This is a genomic window from Exiguobacterium sp. KKT215, from assembly GCF_055635335.1.
This window is the reverse complement of sequence record NZ_CM145756.1, coordinates 1,095,080-1,118,426: the sequence shown is the minus strand read 5'-3', so window position 1 is coordinate 1,118,426 and position 23,347 is coordinate 1,095,080. Positions and strand designations below refer to the sequence as shown.

Here is a 23,347-nt window from a genome sequence, read left to right as displayed (position 1 = left end):
CGCTCGCGAGCGCACCTCGTATCGCTATGCAACTTAGTTCGGAATCGTCGCCACGGTCGCGAGCGCCTGCTCCAAATCTTCAATCAAATCTTGTACATCTTCAAGGCCGACCGAGATGCGGACGAGTCCGTCCGTAATCCCGAGTTCGAGACGGCGTTCCGCAGGAATTGACGCATGCGTCATCCGAGCCGGGACGCTAATCAAGCTCTCGACCGCGCCGAGACTTTCGGCGAGTGTGAAGTACTTCGTCTTCGCGACGACGAGTTCGGCCGCTTCGGCTGAACCGACGTCGAAGGCGATCATTCCACCGAAACCACGTGCCTGGGACAAGTGGACCCGCTTCGCTTCTTCGCTGCCGACACTCGGATGCAAGACACGGCTGACGGCTTCATGCTTCGTCAAGTAGTCGACGAGCGCGAGCGCGTTCGCTTCAATCGCTTCCATGCGGACCGCGAGCGTCTTGATGCCGCGAACAACGAGGAAGCTGTCTTGTGGTCCAAGTACCGCGCCGACTGAGTTTTGCAAGAACGCCAAACGCTCTCCCAGCTCTTCCGTGCGGGCGACGACGAGACCGGCGACGACGTCGCTATGGCCGCCTAAATATTTTGTGGCGCTATGAAGCACGTAGTCCGCCCCCAATTCGATCGGGTTTTGGAAGTACGGTGTCATGAACGTGTTGTCGACGACGAACAGGACGTCCGCCTCGTCGGCGATGGCGCGGATGAGGCGCATGTCCGTCACGTTCAACAACGGGTTTGTCGGTGTCTCGACGTAAATCATTTTCGTGTTCGGCTGGAGCGCTTCACGGACCGCTTGCGTATCGGCCGTATCGACAAAAGTTGCCTCCAAGCCAAGTGATTGAAATACTCGATTGAATACACGGTACGTTCCCCCATATACGTCAGAACCGACGATGACGTGGTCCCCTGATTTCATTAACATTAAAATCGTCGAGATGGCTGCCATCCCAGAACCGAACGCAAACCCGCTGGCACCGCCCTCGATATCGGCGATGAGCGTCTCAAGTGCCGTCCGTGTCGGGTTGGCCGTCCGCGAATATTCATACCCTTCGCGGAGATTGCCGATGCCGTCTTGCTTATACGTGCTCGTCTGATAAATCGGTGGTGTGACGGCTCCCGTCAACGGGTCCGTTGTTTTACCGCCGTGAATGAGTGCTGTTTTTGTACGCATATTCTGCCTCCTTGACTATTCCTTGACTTAAATAACGTTCAACGCTGTCCGGTAAAATCGTCACGATGACGCCTTCTGTCATCTGAGCCGCTTCTTGTACGCATGCCGCGATGGCCGCTCCGGATGAACTTCCGACGAGCAAACCTTCTTGTTTGGCGAGGTGGGCGACATAATAGAACGCCTCTTCGTCCGTAATCGTGTAAATCCCGTCGACGAGCTCGCGCGGCAAGAACGCCGGCCACGCCTCGACGCCGATGCCTTCTGTCTTGTGCGGCCCTGGTGCTCCACCGTTCAAAATCGACCCTTCCGGCTCGACGACGATCGTCTTCGTCCCGTTCGGCCGCAACTTGCTCGCGACACCTGTAAACGTCCCCCCTGAGCCGGCCCCGGCGATGAACACATCGATGTTCGGCAGGTCGGCCTGAAGCTCGAGCGCGAGCGTGTCGACGTATGCGTCCGGATTATCCGGATTCGAGAACTGTTCCGGCACATAGGCGTCATGTTCGATGGCGAGCTCTTTCGCCCGCGCGATGGCCCCTTTCATCCCGAGCTCCGTCGGCGTGTTGACAACGGTCGCCCCGAGAAGCGCCATGAGCGCTTGCTTCTCTTGACTGAACTTCTCCGGAGTGACGGTCATCAACTTGATGCCGTGACGTTGACAGGCGAGTGCGAGCCCGATCCCGGTGTTCCCGGCCGTCGGTTCGACGACCGTTCCCCCGCGTGCGAGTTGCCCACGTTCAAGCGCCCGTTCAATCAATTGCAGACCGAGCCGATCCTTGACACTACCGCCCGGGTTCATCATCTCGAGCTTGCCGTACACTTTGACACCCGGAGGAACCGGTAACGTCCGCAATTCGAGAAGAGGCGTCTCCCCGATCAATTCATAGACGCTTTGGACAATCATTTACGCTTCGTCCTTGAAGATGATGTGCCACTCGTCACGCTTAGCAAGCATGTCGGCCGCGAGCTTCTTCGCACCCTCGAAATCGTGATGGTTCGCGCTGCCGCATTGAATCGGGTTTTGCGCTGGAAGTTCTGTCGCATTTGCTGCATCGCGGAGTGTCGCTTCAACGAGGTCGAGCATCGCTTCGTAATCCCCGTCGTTCAACATCGTCCAATAGAAGCCTGTCTGGCAACCCATCGGCGAGACGTCAATGATTTGATTCGAGTGGCTACGGCTGTTCTCGGCAATCAAGTGCTCGAGCGAATGGACGGCGCGCATCGGCATAAGCCCTTCGTTCGGTTGAATGAAGCGAATGTCATATTTATAAATCGTATCGGCCGTCCCTTTCTTCACTCCAGCTAAACGGACGTAAGGCGCTTGTACTTTTGTATGGTCTAAATTAAAGCTTTCGACTTTATAACTTTTCATGATTGAGTTCCTCCTGATTGTTTCGTGGCCACGACGAGCCAGACGAATTTATTTTTTTGCGTGAGCGTAACCGTATAGCCGTTTGCTTCGAGCATCGCTTGAATCGTCTGGGTATATGGATAAAACTCTCGATTCAAATCCTCGAGTAAATCGGTATAGCCGTTCGCTTCGGCCCAGTCCAAGATGTCCCGTTTCGCTGTTTGCGAGGCGAACATCGTATCGAGCAAGACGAAGCGCGGGGCGTCGAGGTGTTCGACGTAACTTCGAATCGCCGTCCGTTTCTCATCATCCGTCAAATGATGGAACGCATAGGATGACACGATTGTATCGACCTGTTGATCCGTCGGATAGTTGAGAAAGTCACCGTCGACGATATCGAGCTGTAACTTCTCGGCCGCGACGGCCCGCATTTCCGGAGACGGTTCGACCGAAATCAATTCGTGGCGCTCCAAGATTTTTGCACTCAAGTTCCCTGTCCCGCTTCCGAATTCCATGACCCGGCCTTCTAATTGGTCGACGACCTCGTTGAGCATCGTCTCGTACCCGGCGAACACTTCACGATACTGTTCGTCATGTCCGGTCACGGTCGCGTCATATTCTGACGCCCATTCCTTAAAAATGTCCATGAATTGTAATCCCATGTTGTCACCCCATCATCTTTATTCCGACTATATCGATAAGTTTTATATGATTTATCTACTACAGACTGTATCAACTTTAGATTAAAATCTCAAGCGAATTGCCCATATTGTTTGAGAGAGATGAATTATTTATTGTTAATCCGATGAAAGAGTCAGGAAATGAGAAAAGACCTATCCACATTTTAACGTGGATAGGTCCAAAGTAATTGTCAGAATCTTTTAATTTGTTCAAATTCATTACCCTATCGTTTAAAAAATAGGAAGAATTTTGGTTTGAAATTCGCTATCATTTTCCACAAATGGATTTATTTTTTCAAAAAACGATTGGAGGATACTAAATTGCCACAACCGAAATTTTATTTGAACGTCTCCCTCGCGACTTGCCTCGCGTTGACGCCCGGCCTACTCGGCCTCGGCGCAGAACCTGTCCTAGCCAAGCCATCTGTCAAACAAAGCGTGAGCTCGACCGACAAACATGAGAAATTGCGCGTCGTCGTCGAACTTGTCGGTGCCCCAGCAATCGAACAAGCAAAGAAAAAGGGTAAAAAGTTTAACGAGTTGACGAAAACGGAGAAAGACAGCGCTCAAAAGCTCGTCAAAGCCGAACAAAAGAAAGCGAAAGCTGCCATCTCGAAAAAAGGCGTCAAGGCCGTGACGCTCGAAGAGTTCACGACCGTCTTCAACGGTTTCAGTACGATGCTCACAGCGACCGACGTCAAAAAGGTCGAGGCGTTGCCTGAAGTCGCAAGCGTCCACGTCGTCAACAAGTACGAACGTCCAGAAGTCAAACCGGACATGGTCACGAGTAATGGCATGGTCCAATCACAGCAGACGTGGGGCGATTACGGGTTCACGGGCGAAGGGACGATCGTCGCTGTCATCGATACAGGCGTTGACGCCGACCACCGTGACTTCCGTCTTACGGATGATTCAAAAGCCGAGTTGTCTCAAACAGAAGTCGAGACGGCCGTCAGCACGTTCGGCATGCCTGGAGCTTACATAAACGAGAAAGTCCCATACGCTTATAACTATTATGATGAGAACGATGATATCCGTGACGATTCACCTGGCGCCTCGATGCACGGGATGCACGTCTCGGGTACTGTCGCCGCCAACGGGGATGAAGCGGCCGGTGGCTTGAAAGGTGTCGCTCCTGAGGCACAAGTGCTCGGGCTCAAAGTATTCAGTAACGACCCGAACTATGCTTCGACATACGGCGATATCTACATTAAAGCCATCGATGACGCCATCAAACTCGGTGCGGACGTCATCAACATGAGTCTCGGCTCAACGGCCGGATTCGTCGATGCCGACTCACCGGAACAACAAGCCGTCCAACGTGCCGTCGATAACGGTGTCTTCATGTCGATTTCGGCTGGAAACTCGGCTTACTTCGGCAACGGTTACGACCTTCCGTACGCCGATAATCCGGACACGGGCGTCGTCGGTGCCCCGAGTGTCAGCTCGGCGTCGACATCCGTCGCTTCGCTCGAGAACGATCAAATTCAATTGGACGCGTTCTCAGTCAAGTCGGGTGACGCCACTGACAAAATCGGTTGGAAAAAACAAGACGGTCCTGCCTTCACGCAAGGCAATTACGACCTCGTTTACGTCGGCGACGGCCAACCGAGCCAATACGTCGGAAAAGACGTTAAAGGAAAAATCGTCCTCGCGGTTCGCGACGGCAGTTACTTCTATTCAAACATTCAACAGACAGCCGAAGCGAACGGCGCAGCTGGCGTCATTGTCCGTGGAGCTGTCGGTCACGGCGATTATGTGAGCATGGCATTGGCCAACCCGAAAATCCCGATGGCCTCGCTTAGCATCAAAGACGGGAACACGTTGCAACAACGTCTCCTCGCTGGTGAACAGATGACAATCGGCTTTGCCGGCGATCGCCTCAGTGTCACGAACGGCGCGGCCGGTCAGCTCTCGAACTTCACGTCGTGGGGCATGACGCCAAACCTCGACTTCAAGCCAGAGATTTCAGCACCGGGCGGACAGATCTTCTCGACGTTAAACGATAACCAGTACGGCTTGATGAGTGGTACATCGATGGCTGCCCCACACGTGGCCGGCGGAGCTGCCCTCGTCCTCGAACGCGTCGACCGCGACTTCAATTTGACAGGAACAGCACGCGTCACGATGGCGAAGAACTTGCTCATCAACACATCGAAAGCTGTCACGGATATCGGACCGCTCAACAAACAGTTACAACAAAACCTCCCTTACACGCCGCGTCGTGGTGGAGCTGGTCTCATGCAATTGCATGCTGCCGTCTCGACACCGACAATCGCGTACGAGAAGAAGACGAAAGAAGCGAAAGTCGCGCTCAAGGAATTGAACCGCAGCAAGGCGACGTTCACGCTTGTCGTCGAGAACTTGTCGGACAAGGCTGTGTCGTATAACGTGTCTTCGTCACTCCAGACCGATCTCGCTATCGAGCAGACGGCTGGACTCGTTCAGAACGCGATGGAAGCCCAAGCGCTCGAGAATGCAAAAGTGACCGTCAACGGGAAGAAAGTCAGTACGGTCAAAGTAAAACCGAACGCGAAAGTAGAACTCAAAGTCGCACTTGACGTCTCGAAAGCGAAAGTGCTCAATCCGAAAACGCTCGACGGCCTCGTACCGGCGAAAGACGTCTTCGAGAACGGTTACTTCGTTGATGGATTCGTCCGCTTGACGGACGTCAACGGTCCTGAGGGCAACCCGTCACTCGTCGTACCGTTCGTCGGTTTCGAAGGAGACTGGGGCAAGGCGCCAATCTTCGATGCCTCCATCTATGAAGACGGCTCGTTCTACGAAGTATCAGGTATGGTCGATCAAACAGGGAACTATCTCGGTTCGAACCTTGACGAATCGGTCTCTGCCGACGCAATCGCCTTCTCACCAGACAAAGATGGCTCAAAAGATGTCGCTGTACCGGTGTTCTCGTTGCTCCGTAACGCCAAGGACGTCAAGTATCGCATCGTCGACGAGGCCGGCAATGTCGTCCGGACGTTGTTCCAAGACGAAGAACTTCGCAAGAACTACTTTGACGGCGGTGCCAACACACCTTATTACTACTCGGCCGCTTACACATGGGATGGTCAGTTGAATGGCAAACCAGCCCCGGCCGGCAAATACTTCTATGAAATCGAAGGAAGCATCGATTACATGAAAAAACAAGCCCAGACGCTTCGCTTCCCAGTCAAAGTCGATTACACGGACCCGACGTTCACGACGAAATGGCAAGGGGAGAGCTTGGCGGTCCAAGCGAAAGATGAGTTCTCAGGCATCCATTCGGTCGAATATTTCTTGAACGGAAAATCCGTCGCCAAGCAAGCTGATGGCAAGGCCTATACGTTCACAGGCGTCAGTGACGCCGATCAAGTCAGCGTTCGCGTCGTCGATCACGCTGGCAACAGCACAACGAAGACGGTCGCTTACTCGACAGACGCGGATAAGCCTGGAGTGTTCGTGAACGCCCCGCTCGCTTTGACGCCATACGCGACATCGGTTGTCCCGGTCGCTGGAACGATTCAAGACGCATCTGCGATCCAGTCGTTCCAAGTCGACGGTGTTGACGTTCCGCTCACATGGGACGATGCGAAGAAAGAACACATCTTCGACACGACGCGGACGTTCGCGGACGGTGTCCATAAGTTACGGTTCGTCGCCGAGGATGCGGCTGGAAACGTGACCAACTTCCAACGTGCGATTTTTGTGGATACGACACCAGCCAGCATCGAACTTGGAAAACTACCGAAAAAAATCGGTAAAAAACAATCGACGGTCAACGTCTCTGTAACGGTGAAAGACAACTTCGACGAAGTGAAACTTCTCGTCAACGGCGACTTGAAATTCAGCCAAGCGCTGAAAGAACCGTATGAGATGCGTTCATTCGCGAAAACACAGACGGTCACGCTTCCTGTGACGTCAGGTGAGAACACGTTCACGTTCGAGGCGACCGACCTCGCCGGCAACGTGACGACGAAGACGATCACACTCGTCAAATAATAATTCGACAGGCTCGCGCCCAAATCGCGAGCCTGTTTTTTCTAGGTACAAAAACGGCTCCCGCATCCGCGAGAGCCGTTTGATGTGTTAATTCAATTCGAGCGCATAAGAGACAGCGGCGAGCGCATAGAGCGGCGCCGTCTCCGAACGCAAGATGCGTGGTCCGAAAGCACAGGCCTGTGCCCCGCGTTCCGTCCACTCATTCACTTCACTTTCGTCAAAGCCGCCTTCCGGCCCGACGATGAGCAGGAGCTTCGCCCCAGGTCGAAGTGCTTTCAACACCGTCGCAAACGCTGCTTGCTCCCCTTGCTTCGCTTGTTCTTCATAGGCGATGACGACGGCATCGAACGAATCGATGCGGTCCGTCAGTTCCCGTGGTGTGATGTGTTGGCACATCGGAACGACGGCGCGGTACGACTGTTCGGCCGCTTCCTGCATGATTTTCTGGAGCCGTTCGACTTTTTTCGGTGCCTTTTTGGCGTCCCATTTGGCGACCGAGCGCTTCGATTCGAACACCCAGAAGTGATGCATGCCGAGCTCAGTCCCTTTTTGGGCGACGAGTTCGACTTTATCGCCTTTCGGAAGCGCATAGGCGAGCGTCACGTCGACGGGAAGTTCGGTCGTCGCTTGACGGCGTTCGAGCACCCGGGCCGTGCCCGTCTTCTTCTCGAGCGTCACGACCTCAGCCTCATATTCGAGGCCGGTACCGTCTAAAAGCACCATGCGATAACCGGGCGTCTCCCGGAGCACTGTCCCGATATGATGGACGACGTCGGCCGGTAACGTGGCCGTGTCATTAACAAATGACTCACGCGGTAAAAAGTATCGTTGCATGGCTCATCCTTTCTTCGCGATGATGGCGACCCAGTCTTCCATGACCCGTGTCTCTTCAATCGCGAATCCGGACGCCTTGAGCGCCTCTGTCACCTCGGCCCGCTTCTGTCCGATAATACCCGACGTGATGAAGTAGCCGCCCGGTTTGACGCGCGCATATGCATCATCGATGAACAGCATGATGACGTCGGCCAAAATATTGGCGACGACGAGGTCATACTCCCCCGTCATCCCTTTCAACAAGTCACCCGTCTTCACGTCGATGACGTTGCCGACACCGTTCGTCTCGACGTTTTGACGCGCCGATTCGACGGCGACCGCATCCAAATCGAGTGCCTCGACTCGTTCGGCCCCAAGCTTCGCAGCAGCGATGGCGAGGACACCTGAACCCGTGCCGACATCAATCAATCGGTCACCCGGTCGGATATAGTTCTCGATCGCCTGAATGCAGAGCATCGTCGTCGGATGCGTCCCCGTCCCGAACGCCATACCCGGATCGAGTAAGATGACGTTCTCTTCCGGTTGTGGCTCATAATCTTCCCAAAGCGGAACGATCGTCAAATGTTGTGAGATTTTGACGGGCTTGTAGTACTGCTTCCACGAATGGGCCCAGTCCTCTTCGTCCATCTCGACGACCGTCACGTCACCGGTGCCGATATCGAGCACATGACGCAAGCCATCCACTTCTTTTTTGAACGCAGCGAGCGTGTCTTGAAAATCACCTGAGGCCGGTACGTATGCTTTCACATAAACACCGGACGTCGGATACGATTCACGGCCCGACACGTCCCAAATCTCGCCGAAATGGTCTTCGGCCATCATCTGGTCGTAATCTTCGACGTCCTCGATGACGACCCCTTGTGCCCCCACTTCATGTAGTAAATTCGATACGGCTTCGACTGCCTGCTGTGTCGTGTGGACACAAATTTCAGACCATTTCATTGTTTGAACACGCTCCTTTTACTGGCTAAAAAACTTCTTCATCTTTTGGAACAGGCCGTGTTGTTCTTCGACGCCTGCTTCTCCGCTAATCTCTTCGAATTCACGGAGCAATTCTTTTTGACGGTCGGTCATATTCGTCGGCGTCATGATGACGATATTGACGTACTGGTCGCCATTGCCGCCGCCGCGGACGCTCGGCATCCCTTTGCCGCGCAACCGGAATCGCGAACCGGTCTGCGTGCCGGCTGGAACTTTCAAACTCACTTTGCCGTGGACGGTCGGAACTTCGAGTTCCGCGCCGAGTGCGGCCTGGGCGAACGTGACCGGCATCTCCATCGTGATATGTTGGTCGACCCGTTCAAAGATTTCATGCGCCCGGACGCGAACGACAATATACAGGTCGCCGGCTGGGCCGCCGTTAAAGCCAGGACCACCTTTGCCTGATAGACGGATTTGTTGGCCGTTGTCGATTCCAGCTGGAATCTTGACTTCGACTTGCTTCTGTTTCTTCACATGGCCAGAGCCGTGACACGTCTCACATTTTTCTTTAATCGTCTTCCCGCTTCCGTGACATTGGCTACACGTCCGTTGATTGACCATCCGGCCGAGAATCGTGTTCTGTTCGACCGTCTCGACACCGCTGCCGCCACAACGGCTGCACGTATCCGGTTTTGTTCCCGGTTTGGCGCCGCTGCCCATGCACGTGTCGCATTCGACTTCAATCTCAAGGTCGATGATTTCCGTCTTGCCGGTCACACTCTCCATGAAATCGAGGTCGACGACGTATTGATAGTCTTCCCCGCGTCGTGGAGCGTTCGGGTCTTGACGACGTCCCCCACCGCCACCGAAGAACATGTCGAAGATGTCACCGAAACCGCCTTGGAAGTCGCCACCGCCGCCGAATTGGCTGGCCCCTTCAAAACCGAAACGGTCGTATTGGGCCCGTTTCTGTTCGTCTGACAATACTTCGTATGCTTCACCGAGCTCTTTGAACTTGTCGGCCGCATCCGGCTCTTGGTTGATGTCAGGGTGATACTGGCGTGCCAGCTTGCGATAAGCACGTTTGATGTCTTGTGCCGAGGCCGATTTATCTAGGCCAAGCACTTCATAATAATCTCGTTTCGCCACGTTACTCTCTCCTCTACACTGTCTAAACTAAAATTCTACCGAATCTACCTTAACATGGAAAGAGCCAAAGCAGAAACCTGCTTTGGCGCTCTCCTCTCTATCGGTTGCCTTATTTGCGATCGTCGAGATCTTCAAACTCAGCGTCAACGACGTTGTCGTCTTTCGCTTCCGTCTGCGTCTCTGCACCTTCAGCACCTTGCTGTTCAGCCATGTTCGCATATACTTTTTGCGTCAACTCTTGCACGACGTTCGACAATTCGTCTTTCGCCGTACGGAGGGCTTCGAGGTCTGTGCCTTCGAGTGCCGTTTTCGCTTTTTCTTTCGCAGCTTCAGCGCGCTCTTTGTCCGTAGCGTCGACTTTGTCGCCGAGGTCTTTGATCGCCTTGTCCGTTGCGAAGACGAGTTGGTCTGTCTCGTTGCGGAGTTCAGCTTCTTCTTTACGTTGTTTGTCAGCTTCCGCGTTCGCTTCCGCTTCTTTTACCATACGCTCGATTTCAGCCTCGTCGATCCCTGAAGACGATTGAATCGTGATGGACTGTTCTTTGTTCGTACCGAGGTCTTTCGCCGATACGTGAACGATTCCGTTCGCATCGATGTCGAATTTGACTTCGATTTGTGGCACGCCACGTGGTGCCGGCGGAATGTCCGTCAACTGGAAGCGACCGAGTGTCTTGTTGTCTGGTGCCATCGGACGTTCCCCTTGGAGGACGTGGATGTCTACCGCTGGCTGGCTGTCAGCCGCCGTCGAGAAGACTTGTGATTTCGAAGTCGGGATCGTCGTGTTGCGATCGATCAACTTCGTCATCACGCCACCCATCGTCTCGATACCGAGCGAGAGCGGAGTCACGTCGAGAAGGACGACGTCTTTGACGTCACCGGCAAGGACGCCACCTTGGATTGCGGCACCGAGGGCGACGACTTCATCCGGGTTCACGCCTTTGAACGGCTCTTTCTTCGTGAAGTCGTGAATCGCTTTTTGAACCGCTGGGATACGTGTCGAACCACCGACGAGGATGATCTTGTCGAGGTCAGACGGTGTAAGACCTGAGTCTTTCAACGCGCGGCGTGTCGGCTCCATCGTGCGCTCGACGAGGTCGGCTGTCAACTCTTCGAATTTCGCACGTGTGAGTGTCGTTTCAAGGTGAAGCGGACCAGCTGCTCCGGCCGTGATGAACGGAAGGCTGATGTGCGCGCTCGTCACACCAGAAAGGTCTTTCTTCGCTTTCTCGGCTGCATCTTTCAAACGTTGAAGCGCCATCTTGTCTTGAGCGAGGTCGATGCCGTTCTCTTTTTTGAATTCTGCCACGAGATAGTCGATGACTTTTTGGTCAAAGTCGTCACCACCGAGACGGTTGTCCCCTGCTGTTGCGACAACTTCGAAGACGCCGTCGCCAAGTTCGAGAATCGAGACGTCGAACGTACCGCCACCGAGGTCATAAATCAAGATCGTGTGGTCTTCACCTTTATCGAGACCGTAAGCGAGTGCAGCTGCCGTCGGCTCGTTGATGATTCGTTTGACGTCGAGACCAGCGATTTTCCCTGCATCTTTCGTCGCTTGACGCTCCGCATCGTTGAAGTAGGCAGGAACAGTGATGACTGCTTCCGTCACCGTTTCACCGAGGTAGTCTTCTGCATCTTTTTTCAATTTCTGCAAAATGATTGCCGAGATCTCTTGCGGCGTGAATTTCTTGCCGTCAACTTCGACCGTATGCGACGTTCCCATGTGACGCTTAATCGATTGAATCGTGTTCGGGTTCGTGATCGCTTGACGTTTCGCTACTTCTCCGACTTGACGCTCTTCGCCTTTGAATGCGACGACAGATGGTGTCGTACGGTTCCCTTCTGCGTTCGAGATGACGACTGCTTCGCCACCTTCCATGACTGCCACACATGAGTTCGTTGTACCTAAGTCAATTCCGATAATTTTACCCATTGTCTATTCCTCCATCTAATTAAGTAATGTTATTCTGAGACTTTTACCATGCTCGGACGAATGACGCGTCCGTGCATCGTGTACCCTTTTTGAAGCTCCATCGTCACGATGCCCGATTCGAACTCATCGCTCGGCTCTTGCATGACCGCTTGATGATAGTTCGGGTCGAACGGTTGGCCAACCGCTTCAATCACTTCGACGTTCTCACCGTTCAAGACGTCGAGTAACTGGCGGTGAATCATGTCGACGCCCGCTTGAATCTGCTTGGCGTCGTCCGAAGTCGCCTCGACTTGGAGCGCGCGCTCGAAGTTATCGATGAGCGGAATCAACTTCTCGACGACCGTCTGTGACGCGAACTTCACGCGTTTCGCGTTCTCTTCGTTCGTCCGACGACGGAAGTTATCAAAGTCCGCACGGATGCGGAGCTCGCTCGCTTTGAGTGCGTCGATTTCTTTTTGTAAATCCGTCCCTTCAGAAGTTTCTTCCACAAACTCAACATTTGAAACCTCTTCTGCTTCGACAGCCTCTGTCTGTTTCGGATCAAAATCTTTTTCTTCGAGCACTTCTTCTGGTTCAGGCCCGTTTTGTTTGTCAGTTGTCATAATGAGGCTCCTTTCCATCACTCTTCTAATTTCGTTCGCCTTAACGCCTCAATGATTTGTCCCATCATTTGGACACCGTGTCGATAGTCCATCCGGGTCGGTCCAATCATGGCGATTGTCCCGAACGTCTTCCCGTCGAGCGTATAGTCGGACGTGATGACGCTACAATTTTGAAGCGCGACGATGCCATTCTCGCTACCAATGCTCACATAAATCTCGCGGTTTGGCAACGATTCGAGCCAGTCGGTCAACCGTTCCTGTTCATCGATCCATTCGAGGAACGGACGCAACGTGTCGAGCGTCTGAAACTCAGGTTGGTTGAAGATGTTCTTCTTCCCCCCTAGATATAGCGAAGCAGGATGTTGGACTTCGACGGTCGATTGAATGAGTTGCATCATGAACTCAAATTGTTCCTGGTGCGCGAGTCGAAGTTTGGCCACTTCTTCCCCGATTCGGAACTTTAGCTGACCGAGTGGAGTCCCTTTGAGACGATCGTTCAAGAAACGAATCGTCTGTTCGACCAAGTCAGGCGCCATCGGAGAGTCGAATACGACCGTCCGATGTTCGACGTGGCCTTGATCGGTCACGATCAAGACGACGCCGCGCCGTTCGTCGAGCGGCATCAAGTCGATTCGGGCCAGGCGATTCATCTGGCTGTTCGGACCGAGTGCCACCGTCGTATAGTTGGTCAAATCAGAGAGCAGGTCAGCGGCTTGACGGATGAGCACTTCCGACTCTTGGGCCGAAGCGCGCAGTCGTTCACCGAGACGATACGTCTCGCGCTCGTCGATGATTTTCGTCTCGACGAGATGGTCGACATAATACCGATAGCCGATTTCGGACGGGATTCGTCCGGCCGACGTATGCGGCTTTTCAATCAAACCCATGTCTTCTAAATCGGCCATGTCGTTACGGATCGTCGCCGAACTGAATGATAAGTCATCCCGCTTCGATAACGTCCGCGACCCGACCGGTTGAGCCGTCTGAATATAATCATCGATGATCGCTCGTAAAATGAGCAATTGTCTCTCTGTCAGCACAACATCACTCCTCTCTGAAGGATTGGCCTCGCTTTATTAGCACTCATATTTACTGAGTGCTAATCACACTTCAAATATTATCATGTTCTCCTTATTTGTCAATTCATTTGGCTCATTTTTTCCAGTCCGTTCAAGCGTTCGGATATGCATGTTTCGTCAACATTCGGTATGATACGAAATGAGGTGATTAGATGTTTACAACACAACAATTCGACGTATTCACGCAAGACGGACTCGACGCCCGGATGGCCGGGATCCGCTCAGAGATTCAACCGCTGTTTCACCGGATTTATGACGAGGTCGGGCCTCAGCTCGAAGCCGACGTCGGCATCCCGCTCTATTTACATGTCGCCAAGCATGCCCGCCGGACGGTCAATCCGCCGAAGGACACGTGGATGGCGATTTGCCATGACAAACGCGGCTATAAGAAACATCCCCATTTCCAGGTCGGCTTATTCGACGACCGCGTCTTCGTCTGGCTCGCCTTCATCTATGAGATGCCGAACAAGGAAGCAATCGGCCGCCGGCTTATGGCACTCGACTTCAAATCGGATTTCCCTGACTTCCATATCGCCGGGGACCATATGAAGAAAGACGCGTTTTTAATCGAGGATATGTCATCCGAATCGATTGAGACGATGACGGAACGCTTCGCGACCGTGAAAAAAGCTGACTTCTTAATCGGCCGCCAACTTCCGGCCGATGCGTCGATTCTTCAAAACGAAGCCGCCTTCTTGGCGCTCGTCGAGGATACGTTCAGCCGGCTCATGCCGATTTATCGTGACCTCGTGTTATAACCGAATTAAGGGCGAACCCGCATTGGGTTCGCCCTTTTGTTGTTCAGTTAGATACTTGCGCTTGCGAGTCGTTCCATTTCGCTTCACCGATGAAGGCCGCGAATGCCTCATTGGCGAGCGGGAGTCCCGACTCGGTCAAGCGGACGTGTGTGTCCGTCGTCTCAATCAACCGCTTCGCCTCGAGCTCCGTCAGGACGTGCCCGAACACCGAACGCATCGATACACCGTACTTCGACTCGAACGTCGCAAACGACACGCCTTGGCGCATCCGTAGTCCGAGGAACAGCTCTTCTTCCATCTTCTCGAACGTCTCGAGCGTCGTCGTATTGCGGACCGGTAACCCCTCCGCTTTGATATAGTGCGGAATCGGTGCGATGTTCGCCCGACGTTCCCCGTTCAAATAACTGTGCGCGCCGGCGCCGAAGCCGTAATACTCTTCGTTGCGCCAGTACACTTGGTTATGACGGCTCTCCCGTCCTTCAAGGCTATAGTTTGAAATCTCATATTGTTTCAATCCACGCCGTTCGAGCGTCTCCATCACTTTTAAATACATCGCGACTTCGATATCTTCGCCCGGAAGGCGCAACTTCCCTTTTCGCTCTTGAATCGCGAACACGGTGTGCGGCTCGAGAATCAACGAATAGGAAGACACGTGTTGAATCGGGAGCTCGAACGCCAAGTCGAGGTCGCGCTCAATCTGCTCGAGCGTCTGTTCCGGCAACCCGAACATCAAGTCGATCGAGATGTTATCGAATCGCTTCGCAGCTTCCGTCACGGTCGCAAACACGTCATCGGCCCGGTGCGTCCGTCCGATGCGCTCGAGTCCGCCGTCGTCGAACGTTTGGACGCCGAAACTGACGCGGTTGACTCCTCCTTGCTTCATCGTGTCGAGTTTCTCCGCACTGACGAAGTTCGGGTTCGCCTCGACCGAATACTCCAAATTCGGAGACGCGAGCGGGAGCAGATGACGTGCGACCATGTCCATGAGTCGTTTCATCTGCGCCTCATTGAGCGCCGTCGGTGTCCCACCGCCGATAAAGATCGTCTCGATCGTATCGGTCGGGTATTGTTCGAGCGAGAGGATGATTTCCCGTTCAAGTGCATCTAAATAGTCATCAACCGGTTGGTTCTTTAAGAACACCTTGTTGAAATCACAGTAATAACAAATATGTTCACAAAATGGAATGTGAAGATATACGGCTTTAGCCATGGCGGCCACCCCTTTCTTCTCTTCCATTTATAACGCTTTTCACGCCGAGACGCCACTCTGCACGTTCAATCGAACCGATGAATGAACAGACCGCTCTTCAGTTTCGGTTCGAACCACGTCGATTTTGGCGGCATTTGACCGTTCTCGTCGGCGACGCGCATCAGCTCTTCCATCGCCGTGGCATGACACGTCAATACGACGACGTCATCACGTTCAGCCAAGTCGGCGAGACGTTTCGGTGCGTCTTTGCCGCCGATGAAATCGATTCGGTGATCGGTGCGAACGTCCGTGACGTGAAAATACGGTTCGAGCACATCCCGTTGCAGCGTCGCGACGTCGAGCGACGTCGTCGTCTGCAGTTTTTTGAGCATGAAATGCTCGCCCCGGTAAGACAAACCGAACGTGCCCCGCTCGTTCGGGACATACAAAGCAGGGACCGACTCGAGGTCATACGATAAATCCAGATTTTCGAGCAGTACCATCACTTCTTCTGTGTCCACTTGATTCAGGATCCGGTGATATGGCAAAATCGTCAGCTCATCGCTCGGGAACAAGACGCCGAGGAAGTGATCCCGCTCTTGTTTCGATTCCCCTTCATGAATCGGGCTCCGTGCGACGACGGCTGCGGCTTTGGCCCGGTGATGCCCATCGGCGATATAGATGGCCGGAATGCTGGCCCCGAGCATGATGACGCGTGCTTGATGCTTGGATGGCACGGCATAGCCTTCATGGATGACACCTTCACTGTCCGTGAAGGCGAACAACGCCTCTCCTGTCGTCGCATCGTCCAAGATGCGACGCAACCCTTCGTCCGGCGCGTGGCTCATCAAAATCGGGCCAGTGTGCGCTTTCGTCGCCGATACGTGCTCGACGCGTTCGCGTTCTTTCGCGGCACGGGTGTGCTCATGAATCTTGATGCGACCGGCCTCATAATCGGTCACCGAGAATGTGGCGACGAGCCCTGTCTGGACACGCCCTTGATCGGTGAGCCGGTAAACATAAAATCCGTGGGTCCGTTCGGTCAACTCGCTCTCGTAAAGCCGTTCGAGCTCATGACGGGCTCGTTGTCCCCACGCCTCGAGCGGCATGTCCGCCGTGAACACTTCTGGTTTATCGACCGCAAGGAACGAGTCGGGACGCAGTTTGACGTCTTCACGTGCTTGTTCGACGCTGACGATATCGTACGGGTCGGCTGCGACGTTCTCGGGATGGGTTGGCATGTATGGGGCAAACGGTTTGAATACGACCATAATTATTCCTCCTTAAAATTCGCGGACGCGCATGACGCCCTCGATGTCGTACAGGGCGTGCACAGATAGCGTCTCATGTTTATGGTTGTCGATGTCGATCAACGTATAGGCCACGTCGTTGCGGCTCCGGTTGACCATGTTATCTATATTGATTCCGTTCTCGGCGAGCCGGCTGGCGATTTGACCGACCATGTTCGGGACGTTCAAATGGAGCACGGCCAAACGCCGCTTGCCGACGTAAGGGAGTTCCGTGTTCGGGAAATTGGCCGAGTTTCGGATACTACCGGTCTCGAGATACAGTTTGAGCGTATCGACGGCTTGGATTGCACAGTTCACCTCAGACTCGTGGGTCGAGGCGCCGAGGTGCGGGAACGCGACGACTTGCGGATGTCCGAGCAGCACTTGTTTCGGGAAGTCGGTGATGTATGTCGCCACGTTGTCATCGAGCGCTTCTAACAAATCGGCGTCATTCACGAGTTCACCCCGCGCGAAATTCAAAACGGTGGCGCCCGGTTTCATCTGCTTGAACCATGTCGCATCAATCATGTGGCGCGTGTCATCCGTAAGCGGCATATGAATCGTCAGGATGTCGACGTCGGCGAGCAACTCGCTCAACTGCTTCGCCCGTTTTACTTGTTGTGAGATATTCCAGGCCCCGTCGACCGATAAGTGCGGGTCGTATCCGATGACGTCGATGCCGAGATGGAGCAAATCGTTCGCGAGCGACGCCCCGATTGCACCGAGACCGACGATGCCGACGCGCTTGCCTCGCAGTTCGGACCCGACGAAACGCCGTTTCTGTTGTTCCATCGCTTCTTCGAGCGATGTCTGATCGGCAAACGTATGATTGTTGACCCAGTTCGCCCCTTCCAAAATCGGACGGACCGATAACAGCATGCTGGCGAGCACGAGTTCTTTGACCGCGTTCGCATTCGCGCCCGGCGTATGGAACACGACGACCCCTTGACGGGCGAGCCGGTCGAGCGGGATATTGTTCACGCCGGCACCGGCCCGGGCGATGGCGAGCAAGTAAGGCGGGATGTCCGCCTGATGGACGTCATGGCTCCGAATGACCCAGGCGTCCGCTTGTTCGGCGTCATTTACGGCATACTCGCTCGGCTCGAAACGCCGTAACCCGTCTTCTGCGATTTGATTATACGTTTTTATATGAAACATCTTGTCCCTCCTGTTCAAACTCATGCATCACATCGATGAGACGCTTCACGCCTTCGAGCGGCATCGCGTTGTATAGACTGGCTCGCAGGCCGCCGACCGAACGGTGACCCCCGAGCTCGATTAATCCGCGTGCCTCGGCGAATCGTTGAAACGCCCGGTCCGTCTCGGCATCCCCGGTCGTGAACGGGATGTTCGTCAGCGACCGCTGCTTGCCCAAGACGACGGCATGAAACATTGGCGATGCATCCAAGGCGTCGTAAAATAGACCACTCTTCTCGACGTTGCGACGTTCCATCGCCTCGACCCCGCCTTCTCCCTCGACCCAGGCGAGCACGCGCTCGGCGACGTATAGACTGAACGTCGATGGAGTGTTGAGCAGCGTATCGACGTGCTTGCTGTACGCGAGGTATGACGGCAAGTCACGGTCGACAATCAAATCGCGACGGATGATGACGAGCGTCAATCCGGCCGGCCCGATATTTTTTTGGGCACCGGCATATAATAGCCCATAGCGCTTGACGTCAATCGTTTCCGCCAAGATGTTCGACGAGACGTCGGCGACGATCGGGACGTCCGTGTCCGGCAGTTTCGTATAGCGCGTCCCTTCAATCGTGTTGTTCAACGTCACATGAAGATAGTCGACGTCTGAAATCGTCTCTGGCCATGCGGGAAGGTCTCGATACTTGACCGCTGCCGAACTGCCGGCGACGACGACGTCACCGTAGTGTTTCGCATCAGCAATCGCTTTTTTCGACCAAATCCCGCTGTCGAGATAGGCGAAGCGCCCCGACTCGCGCAGGTTCATCGGCACCATCGAGAATTGTAGGGTGGCACCGCCTTGTAGAAACAGGACGGCATAGTCGTCAGGAATCTGCATCAATCGCCGCAGTCTCGCCTCGAGCTGCTCGACGATTGTGGCGAACGTGTCGGAACGGTGACTCATTTCGACGATGGACACCCCTTGTTTATAGGAAAGAAACTCGGCTTGCACTTCACGTAAGACCGGTTCCGGCAAGACGCCCGGCCCGGCTGAAAAATTATAGATCACCGCCACTCCTCCTCTATTTCTCTGTAAGTACGTACTATTCCGTGCCTGACGTGCCGAATCCTGCCAAATGACAAAAATCGCCCTTATCCGGAGATAAGGGCGAACGATTATTCTTCGTCCATCGACAAGACGGACATGAATGCTTCTTGTGGCACTTCGACGGAACCAACCATTTTCATGCGCTTTTTACCTTCTTTTTGCTTCTCGAGCAATTTACGTTTCCGCGAGATGTCACCACCGTAACATTTGGCGAGAACGTTCTTACGGAGTGCCTTGATTGTCGAGCGGGCCACAATTTTCGTTCCGACTGCTGCTTGAATCGGCACTTCGAACTGCATCCGCGGGATGAGTGCTTTCAGCTTCTCGACGATGACCTTCCCACGTTCGTAGGCGAAATCACGGTGCACGATGAAGCTCAAGGCATCGACGAGCTCGTTGTTGAGGAGGATATCCATCTTGACGAGTCGCGACGGACGATAGCCGATCAAGTCGTAATCGAGCGACGCATAGCCTTTCGTGCTCGACTTCAACTGGTCGAAGAAGTCGTAGACGATCTCACTGAGCGGGATGTCGTACGTGATTTTGACGCGGGTCGTGTCGATATACTGCATATCGATGAAGCTACCGCGTTTCTTCTGACAGAGCTCCATGATGGCACCGACATAATCGTTCGGTGTCATGATGGCCGCTTTGACGTATGGCTCTTCAATCAATTCAACTTTTTGCTGTTCTGGCATCTTCGACGGGTTGTCGACGTGGATGACGTCCCCTGCTGTCGTCGTGACGTGATAGATAACCGACGGTGCCGTCGTAATCAAATCAATGCCGAATTCACGCTCGATTCGCTCTTGAATGATTTCCATGTGGAGCATGCCGAGGAATCCGCTCCGGAATCCGAATCCGAGTGCCTGTGACGTCTCCGGCTCGAACTCGAGCGCCGCGTCCGACAACTGAAGCCGTTCAAGTGCTTCACGCAAATCGTTGTACTTCGCCGCGTCAATCGGATAGAGACCGCAGTATACCATCGGGTTCATCTTCCGGTAACCCGGGAGTTGTTCCGTCGAAGGGTTTTTGGCGAGTGTGATCGTATCACCGACACGAACGTCGCCGACCGTTTTAATCGACGCCGAGAGCGTCCCAACGTCGCCGACATTCAATTCTTTCACCGATAACGGTTTCGGTGTCGAGACGCCGAGGTCCGTGACTTCAAACGATTTGCCCGTCGACATCATTTGTACCTTGTCTCCGACTTTGACCGAACCGTTAACGATTCGAATCGAAGCGACGACGCCGCGATAAGCGTCATAATACGAGTCGAAAATCAACGCCTGAAGTGGCGCTGACGGATCTCCCGTCGGTGCTGGGACGAGTTCGACGATCTGTTCGAGAATCTCTTCAATCCCGATTCCCGCTTTGGCCGAAGCCGGTACGGCATCACTCGCATCCAAACCGATGACGTCCTCAATCTCTTGACGGACGCGTTCGACGTCCGCAGACGGCAAGTCGATCTTGTTGATGACCGGGATGATTTCAAGGTCGTTATCAAGCGCGAGATAAACGTTCGCGAGCGTCTGGGCCTCGATGCCTTGCGCCGCATCGACGACGAGGACAGCCCCTTCACATGCTGCGAGTGAACGTGACACTTCATACGTGAAGTCGACGTGTCCCGGTGTATCGATCAAGTGAAGGATGTACTCTTCTCCGTCTTTTGCGGTATAGTTCAATTTAACGGCGTTCAACTTGATTGTAATCCCACGTTCCCGTTCGAGATCCATCGCATCGAGCGTCTGTTCTTTCATTTCACGCGCCGTGAGCGCACCAGTTCTCTCGAGAATCCGGTCAGCGAGCGTCGACTTCCCATGATCGATGTGAGCGATGATGGAAAAGTTCCGAATCTTCTTCTGACGATTCTCTAATTCTTGTTTGTTCATATATGGGTTCACCTATCCTTCTCATGCATACCGTGTCATTATATCAAAATCCTAAGTTAATGTGTACGACCTACTTCAACAATACCACATATAGTTTTCAGAATAATCATCAAGTGGTTGCTTTTCGAATAAGCGTTTGCTACAATTGTGCTTGTTCTGTTGAATGATTACTTGAAGTAATAAGAACATACACTTTCTTGTTTCAGGGGGTGACAAAACAATGGCAAACATCAAATCAGCAATCAAACGTGCAAAAACTTCTGAAAAGCGTCGCGTCGCGAACTCGCAAGAGAAAGCAGCAATGCGTACAGCAGTGAAACGTGTTGACGCTCTCGTACTCGAAGGAAACAAAGAAGCTGCTCAAGAAGCTTTCGTCCTCGCTACGAAGAAAATCGACAAAGCTGCAGCAAAAGGTCTTATCCACCAAAACAAAGCTGGCCGTGACAAATCACGTCTTGCAGCTCGCATCGCAGCTCTCTAATTAGAGACTAAAACGAAACAGCCGCCTCCATTAGGAGCCGGCTGTTTTTTGGGTTCGCATGACGTAATGGGTCCCGATTTCAGGAATCTCGAACGGTTCGCCCACGACGACTAGCCCGTTCCGCTCATAAAAACGGACTGCCACTTCTCGGGCGTTGCACCACCACGACTCATTGACCGCTTCATGCAACGCCTGTAAAAACGACGAGCCAATCCCTTGACCAGTAGATGTCGGGTCAGTCGCCATCCCTCTGAGTTGGTACGGCACCGTCTGACCATCGAAGTCACGCCCCACTTCCATCACGGTCGCGATGGACACGACACGTCCATCTTCGACCCAGGCGAAGTGACGCGTCGTCTCCGCGTCATCCCCTTCAAAATAACACGTCTCCACCGGCAAACCGGGCCGCAACACTTCATGCCGAAGCGGAATCACCGCTTCTAACCCTACTTCCTGTAACCCCATGTCCTCACCTCACAGTAATGTCAATTGGCAGACGAGCGTATCAAACACGATCTGCTTGTCACCCCGTCCCGTCTTCATTGCCTCATCCGCGTCGGCAATCAATGTCAGTGCCCGTCCGAGCTGAGCCTCGGAGAAATTCCGGCTCGCTTGCGAGGCCAGTTTCACCGTATACGGATGCGCCCCGATTTTCGAGGCGATTTGCTTCTCGCCATACCCCTTCTCCGTCAGCTGTTTCGCGAGATACATATTCCGGTACTGTCGCGCGAGGAGTGCTAACAAACCGATCAGCTCTTGACCTTGCTTCTCTAAATCACGGACGAGCCGAAGCGCCGCATCCGCACGACGGGCCACTAAGAATTCGGACAGTTGGAACACGTTGTCTTCGAGTGTCCGCGGGACGAGATCGTTGACGATATCAATCGGAATCTCTGCCCCTTCACTCGCGTACAGTTGCAACTTCTCGAGCTCGCGGACGAGTTTGCCCCAATCATCCTGACAGAGGAACAACAGCCGTTCGACGGTCGCCCGCTCCATTTTTTGGCCGCGCCGGTTCAGCTCGTCGCCGACGTAGCGCATCAGCTCCGACTGGCTCGGTTTTTTCGCTTCGAGCACGATGGCCCGCTCTTTTAAGCGCTTGACGACTTTTTTCCGTTCGTCGAGCTTCTCCGCTTCGATAATAAAGACGAGTACGGAATAAGGCGCTGGTTGTAACGCGTATTCGGTCAATCGCTCGACGTTTTGCTTTTGCTTCTCTTTTGCCCCCGTCAAGAACTGCGCTTGTTTGACGATGACGGTCCGATACTCGCTAAAGAACGGTACCGTCTCCGCCTCATCGAGCGCCGTGTCGAGTGACGTCTCGTGCAAGTCGAGCTGCATGACATCAAAGTGGTCACCAGATGGGTTGGCCGCTTTGATGATGGCCCGCTCCCACGTCTCTAGCAAATATTTTTCTGTCCCAAACAGGACGTACACGTTCGACAACTTTCCGTTATGCAGCCACGGTTCATTCAAAACACACACCACTTTCACAATTTATTCTTATCTAAACATAGATTATCCTTCACTGATTCGCTATACTTAGGACGGAACCATTTCAAGGAGGGACTCACTATGCATATTAACTCTGTTCGCCCACAAAGCGAAAACCCGTTCGAGAACGACGTACAGTGCAAACGTAACGATGCCATCGATTCAGCAATCGGCTTCATCGTCCCGTTCGGCTTTTTCTTCACCATCTTCGCGATTGGTGTCCTCATCAAGTTCTTGAGCTTATAAGTCAGTCAGAAAGCGATTGCCCCGGGGGAGCA

Annotated in this window: 21 protein-coding genes; 4 read left to right on the top strand and 17 right to left on the bottom strand. The window is 53.7% G+C overall.

The features are described 5' to 3' along the window. Positions 1-33: 33 nt before the first annotated feature. Genes ACZ2GZ_RS05795 through ACZ2GZ_RS05780 form a run of 4 tightly spaced genes read right to left on the bottom strand, consistent with a single transcriptional unit; the run spans position 34 to position 3,204 of the window. Entirely contained in the window at positions 34-1,191 is a 1,158-nt protein-coding gene (locus tag ACZ2GZ_RS05795; RefSeq protein ID WP_021065680.1) for a bifunctional cystathionine gamma-lyase/homocysteine desulfhydrase, read from the bottom strand. Further along, on the bottom strand, positions 1,157-2,095 hold the full coding sequence (locus tag ACZ2GZ_RS05790) for a PLP-dependent cysteine synthase family protein (RefSeq protein ID WP_021065679.1): 939 nt from the start codon (positions 2,093-2,095) through the stop codon (positions 1,157-1,159). The genes ACZ2GZ_RS05795 and ACZ2GZ_RS05790 overlap by 35 nt, the downstream gene beginning before the upstream one ends. After that, a complete protein-coding gene (locus ACZ2GZ_RS05785; RefSeq protein WP_021065678.1) occupies positions 2,096-2,563 on the bottom strand; it encodes an S-ribosylhomocysteine lyase in 468 nt (155 codons plus the stop codon). It lies immediately after the preceding gene. Further along, a complete protein-coding gene (locus ACZ2GZ_RS05780; RefSeq protein WP_131471279.1) occupies positions 2,560-3,204 on the bottom strand; it encodes a class I SAM-dependent methyltransferase in 645 nt (214 codons plus the stop codon). The genes ACZ2GZ_RS05785 and ACZ2GZ_RS05780 overlap by 4 nt, the downstream gene beginning before the upstream one ends. Positions 3,205-3,543: 339 nt before the next feature. On the opposite strand from ACZ2GZ_RS05780, the gene ACZ2GZ_RS05775 reads away from it, so the two are divergent. Next, the gene (locus ACZ2GZ_RS05775; RefSeq protein WP_214714602.1) at positions 3,544-7,203 is read left to right on the top strand and encodes a S8 family serine peptidase; all 3,660 of its coding nucleotides are present in this window, start codon (positions 3,544-3,546) and stop codon (positions 7,201-7,203) included. A gap of 87 nt (positions 7,204-7,290) precedes the next feature. Here the strand turns inward: ACZ2GZ_RS05775 and ACZ2GZ_RS05770 are convergent, their stop codons facing one another. The 6 genes from ACZ2GZ_RS05770 to hrcA form a co-directional block, all read right to left on the bottom strand. Next, positions 7,291-8,037 (bottom strand): 16S rRNA (uracil(1498)-N(3))-methyltransferase, encoded by a 747-nt coding sequence (locus ACZ2GZ_RS05770; protein ID WP_131471281.1) that lies wholly within the window; start codon positions 8,035-8,037, stop codon positions 7,291-7,293. A gap of 3 nt (positions 8,038-8,040) precedes the next feature. Continuing rightward, positions 8,041-8,979 carry a 50S ribosomal protein L11 methyltransferase gene (prmA, locus tag ACZ2GZ_RS05765; RefSeq protein ID WP_029595213.1) on the bottom strand — a complete coding sequence of 313 codons (939 nt, stop codon included), beginning with the start codon at positions 8,977-8,979 and terminating at the stop codon, positions 8,041-8,043. A gap of 18 nt (positions 8,980-8,997) precedes the next feature. Next, positions 8,998-10,107, bottom strand: coding sequence for a molecular chaperone DnaJ (gene dnaJ, locus ACZ2GZ_RS05760; RefSeq protein WP_131471282.1), 1,110 nt, complete (start codon positions 10,105-10,107; stop codon positions 8,998-9,000). A gap of 109 nt (positions 10,108-10,216) precedes the next feature. Next, positions 10,217-12,040: a molecular chaperone DnaK gene (gene dnaK / locus ACZ2GZ_RS05755; RefSeq protein ID WP_029595211.1), complete on the bottom strand. Its 1,824-nt coding sequence runs from the start codon at positions 12,038-12,040 to the stop codon at positions 10,217-10,219. Between the two features lie 29 nt (positions 12,041-12,069). Beyond that, entirely contained in the window at positions 12,070-12,642 is a 573-nt protein-coding gene (gene grpE / locus ACZ2GZ_RS05750; RefSeq protein WP_029595210.1) for a nucleotide exchange factor GrpE, read from the bottom strand. A gap of 17 nt (positions 12,643-12,659) precedes the next feature. Further along, positions 12,660-13,682: a heat-inducible transcriptional repressor HrcA gene (gene hrcA / locus ACZ2GZ_RS05745; protein WP_029595209.1), complete on the bottom strand. Its 1,023-nt coding sequence runs from the start codon at positions 13,680-13,682 to the stop codon at positions 12,660-12,662. Between the two features lie 191 nt (positions 13,683-13,873). Between hrcA and ACZ2GZ_RS05740 the strand changes: the two genes are divergently transcribed. After that, positions 13,874-14,479 carry a DUF1054 domain-containing protein gene (locus ACZ2GZ_RS05740; protein WP_029595208.1) on the top strand — a complete coding sequence of 202 codons (606 nt, stop codon included), beginning with the start codon at positions 13,874-13,876 and terminating at the stop codon, positions 14,477-14,479. 43 nt (positions 14,480-14,522) lie between these two features. Here ACZ2GZ_RS05740 and hemW read toward each other — a convergent pair whose 3' ends face one another. The 5 genes from hemW to lepA form a co-directional block, all read right to left on the bottom strand. Next, a complete protein-coding gene (gene hemW / locus ACZ2GZ_RS05735; protein ID WP_029595207.1) occupies positions 14,523-15,689 on the bottom strand; it encodes a radical SAM family heme chaperone HemW in 1,167 nt (388 codons plus the stop codon). Between the two features lie 65 nt (positions 15,690-15,754). After that, complete coding sequence (locus ACZ2GZ_RS05730) at positions 15,755-16,939, bottom strand: DUF1015 domain-containing protein (RefSeq protein ID WP_214714599.1); 1,185 nt, start codon at positions 16,937-16,939, stop codon at positions 15,755-15,757. Between the two features lie 12 nt (positions 16,940-16,951). After that, on the bottom strand, positions 16,952-18,115 hold the full coding sequence (locus tag ACZ2GZ_RS05725) for a 3-phosphoglycerate dehydrogenase family protein (RefSeq protein WP_021065664.1): 1,164 nt from the start codon (positions 18,113-18,115) through the stop codon (positions 16,952-16,954). Continuing rightward, positions 18,093-19,169 (bottom strand): 3-phosphoserine/phosphohydroxythreonine transaminase, encoded by a 1,077-nt coding sequence (serC, locus tag ACZ2GZ_RS05720; protein ID WP_214714597.1) that lies wholly within the window; start codon positions 19,167-19,169, stop codon positions 18,093-18,095. Before serC ends, ACZ2GZ_RS05725 begins: the two co-directional genes overlap by 23 nt. Positions 19,170-19,270: 101 nt before the next feature. Further along, positions 19,271-21,094 carry a translation elongation factor 4 gene (lepA, locus tag ACZ2GZ_RS05715; RefSeq protein WP_021065662.1) on the bottom strand — a complete coding sequence of 608 codons (1,824 nt, stop codon included), beginning with the start codon at positions 21,092-21,094 and terminating at the stop codon, positions 19,271-19,273. A gap of 220 nt (positions 21,095-21,314) precedes the next feature. Here lepA and rpsT point away from each other — a divergent pair, with 220 nt between their 5' ends. Then, positions 21,315-21,575, top strand: a complete 261-nt coding sequence (rpsT, locus tag ACZ2GZ_RS05710; protein WP_021065661.1) for a 30S ribosomal protein S20 — start codon at positions 21,315-21,317, stop codon at positions 21,573-21,575. Positions 21,576-21,605: 30 nt separating this feature from the next. Here the strand turns inward: rpsT and ACZ2GZ_RS05705 are convergent, their stop codons facing one another. Next, positions 21,606-22,040: a GNAT family N-acetyltransferase gene (locus tag ACZ2GZ_RS05705; protein WP_029595202.1), complete on the bottom strand. Its 435-nt coding sequence runs from the start codon at positions 22,038-22,040 to the stop codon at positions 21,606-21,608. A gap of 9 nt (positions 22,041-22,049) precedes the next feature. Next, positions 22,050-23,060: a DNA polymerase III subunit delta gene (gene holA / locus ACZ2GZ_RS05700; protein WP_235045161.1), complete on the bottom strand. Its 1,011-nt coding sequence runs from the start codon at positions 23,058-23,060 to the stop codon at positions 22,050-22,052. Between the two features lie 90 nt (positions 23,061-23,150). On the opposite strand from holA, the gene ACZ2GZ_RS05695 reads away from it, so the two are divergent. After that, on the top strand, positions 23,151-23,315 hold the full coding sequence (locus ACZ2GZ_RS05695) for a YqzM family protein (RefSeq protein WP_016508105.1): 165 nt from the start codon (positions 23,151-23,153) through the stop codon (positions 23,313-23,315). Positions 23,316-23,347: the final 32 nt, after the last annotated feature.

Coding starts and splice junctions, on each gene's coding strand:
- ACZ2GZ_RS05795 (WP_021065680.1), bottom strand. CDS start 1,191: ATGCGTACAAAAACAGCACTCATTCACGGCGGTAAAACAACGGACCCG.
- ACZ2GZ_RS05790 (WP_021065679.1), bottom strand. CDS start 2,095: ATGATTGTCCAAAGCGTCTATGAATTGATCGGGGAGACGCCTCTTCTC.
- ACZ2GZ_RS05785 (WP_021065678.1), bottom strand. CDS start 2,563: ATGAAAAGTTATAAAGTCGAAAGCTTTAATTTAGACCATACAAAAGTA.
- ACZ2GZ_RS05780 (WP_131471279.1), bottom strand. CDS start 3,204: ATGGGATTACAATTCATGGACATTTTTAAGGAATGGGCGTCAGAATAT.
- ACZ2GZ_RS05770 (WP_131471281.1), bottom strand. CDS start 8,037: ATGCAACGATACTTTTTACCGCGTGAGTCATTTGTTAATGACACGGCC.
- prmA (WP_029595213.1), bottom strand. CDS start 8,979: ATGAAATGGTCTGAAATTTGTGTCCACACGACACAGCAGGCAGTCGAA.
- dnaK (WP_029595211.1), bottom strand. CDS start 12,040: ATGGGTAAAATTATCGGAATTGACTTAGGTACAACGAACTCATGTGTG.
- grpE (WP_029595210.1), bottom strand. CDS start 12,642: ATGACAACTGACAAACAAAACGGGCCTGAACCAGAAGAAGTGCTCGAA.
- ACZ2GZ_RS05740 (WP_029595208.1), top strand. CDS start 13,874: ATGTTTACAACACAACAATTCGACGTATTCACGCAAGACGGACTCGAC.
- hemW (WP_029595207.1), bottom strand. CDS start 15,689: ATGGCTAAAGCCGTATATCTTCACATTCCATTTTGTGAACATATTTGT.
- ACZ2GZ_RS05730 (WP_214714599.1), bottom strand. CDS start 16,939: ATGGTCGTATTCAAACCGTTTGCCCCATACATGCCAACCCATCCCGAG.
- ACZ2GZ_RS05725 (WP_021065664.1), bottom strand. CDS start 18,115: ATGTTTCATATAAAAACGTATAATCAAATCGCAGAAGACGGGTTACGG.
- lepA (WP_021065662.1), bottom strand. CDS start 21,094: ATGAACAAACAAGAATTAGAGAATCGTCAGAAGAAGATTCGGAACTTT.
- rpsT (WP_021065661.1), top strand. CDS start 21,315: ATGGCAAACATCAAATCAGCAATCAAACGTGCAAAAACTTCTGAAAAG.
- ACZ2GZ_RS05705 (WP_029595202.1), bottom strand. CDS start 22,040: ATGGGGTTACAGGAAGTAGGGTTAGAAGCGGTGATTCCGCTTCGGCAT.
- ACZ2GZ_RS05695 (WP_016508105.1), top strand. CDS start 23,151: ATGCATATTAACTCTGTTCGCCCACAAAGCGAAAACCCGTTCGAGAAC.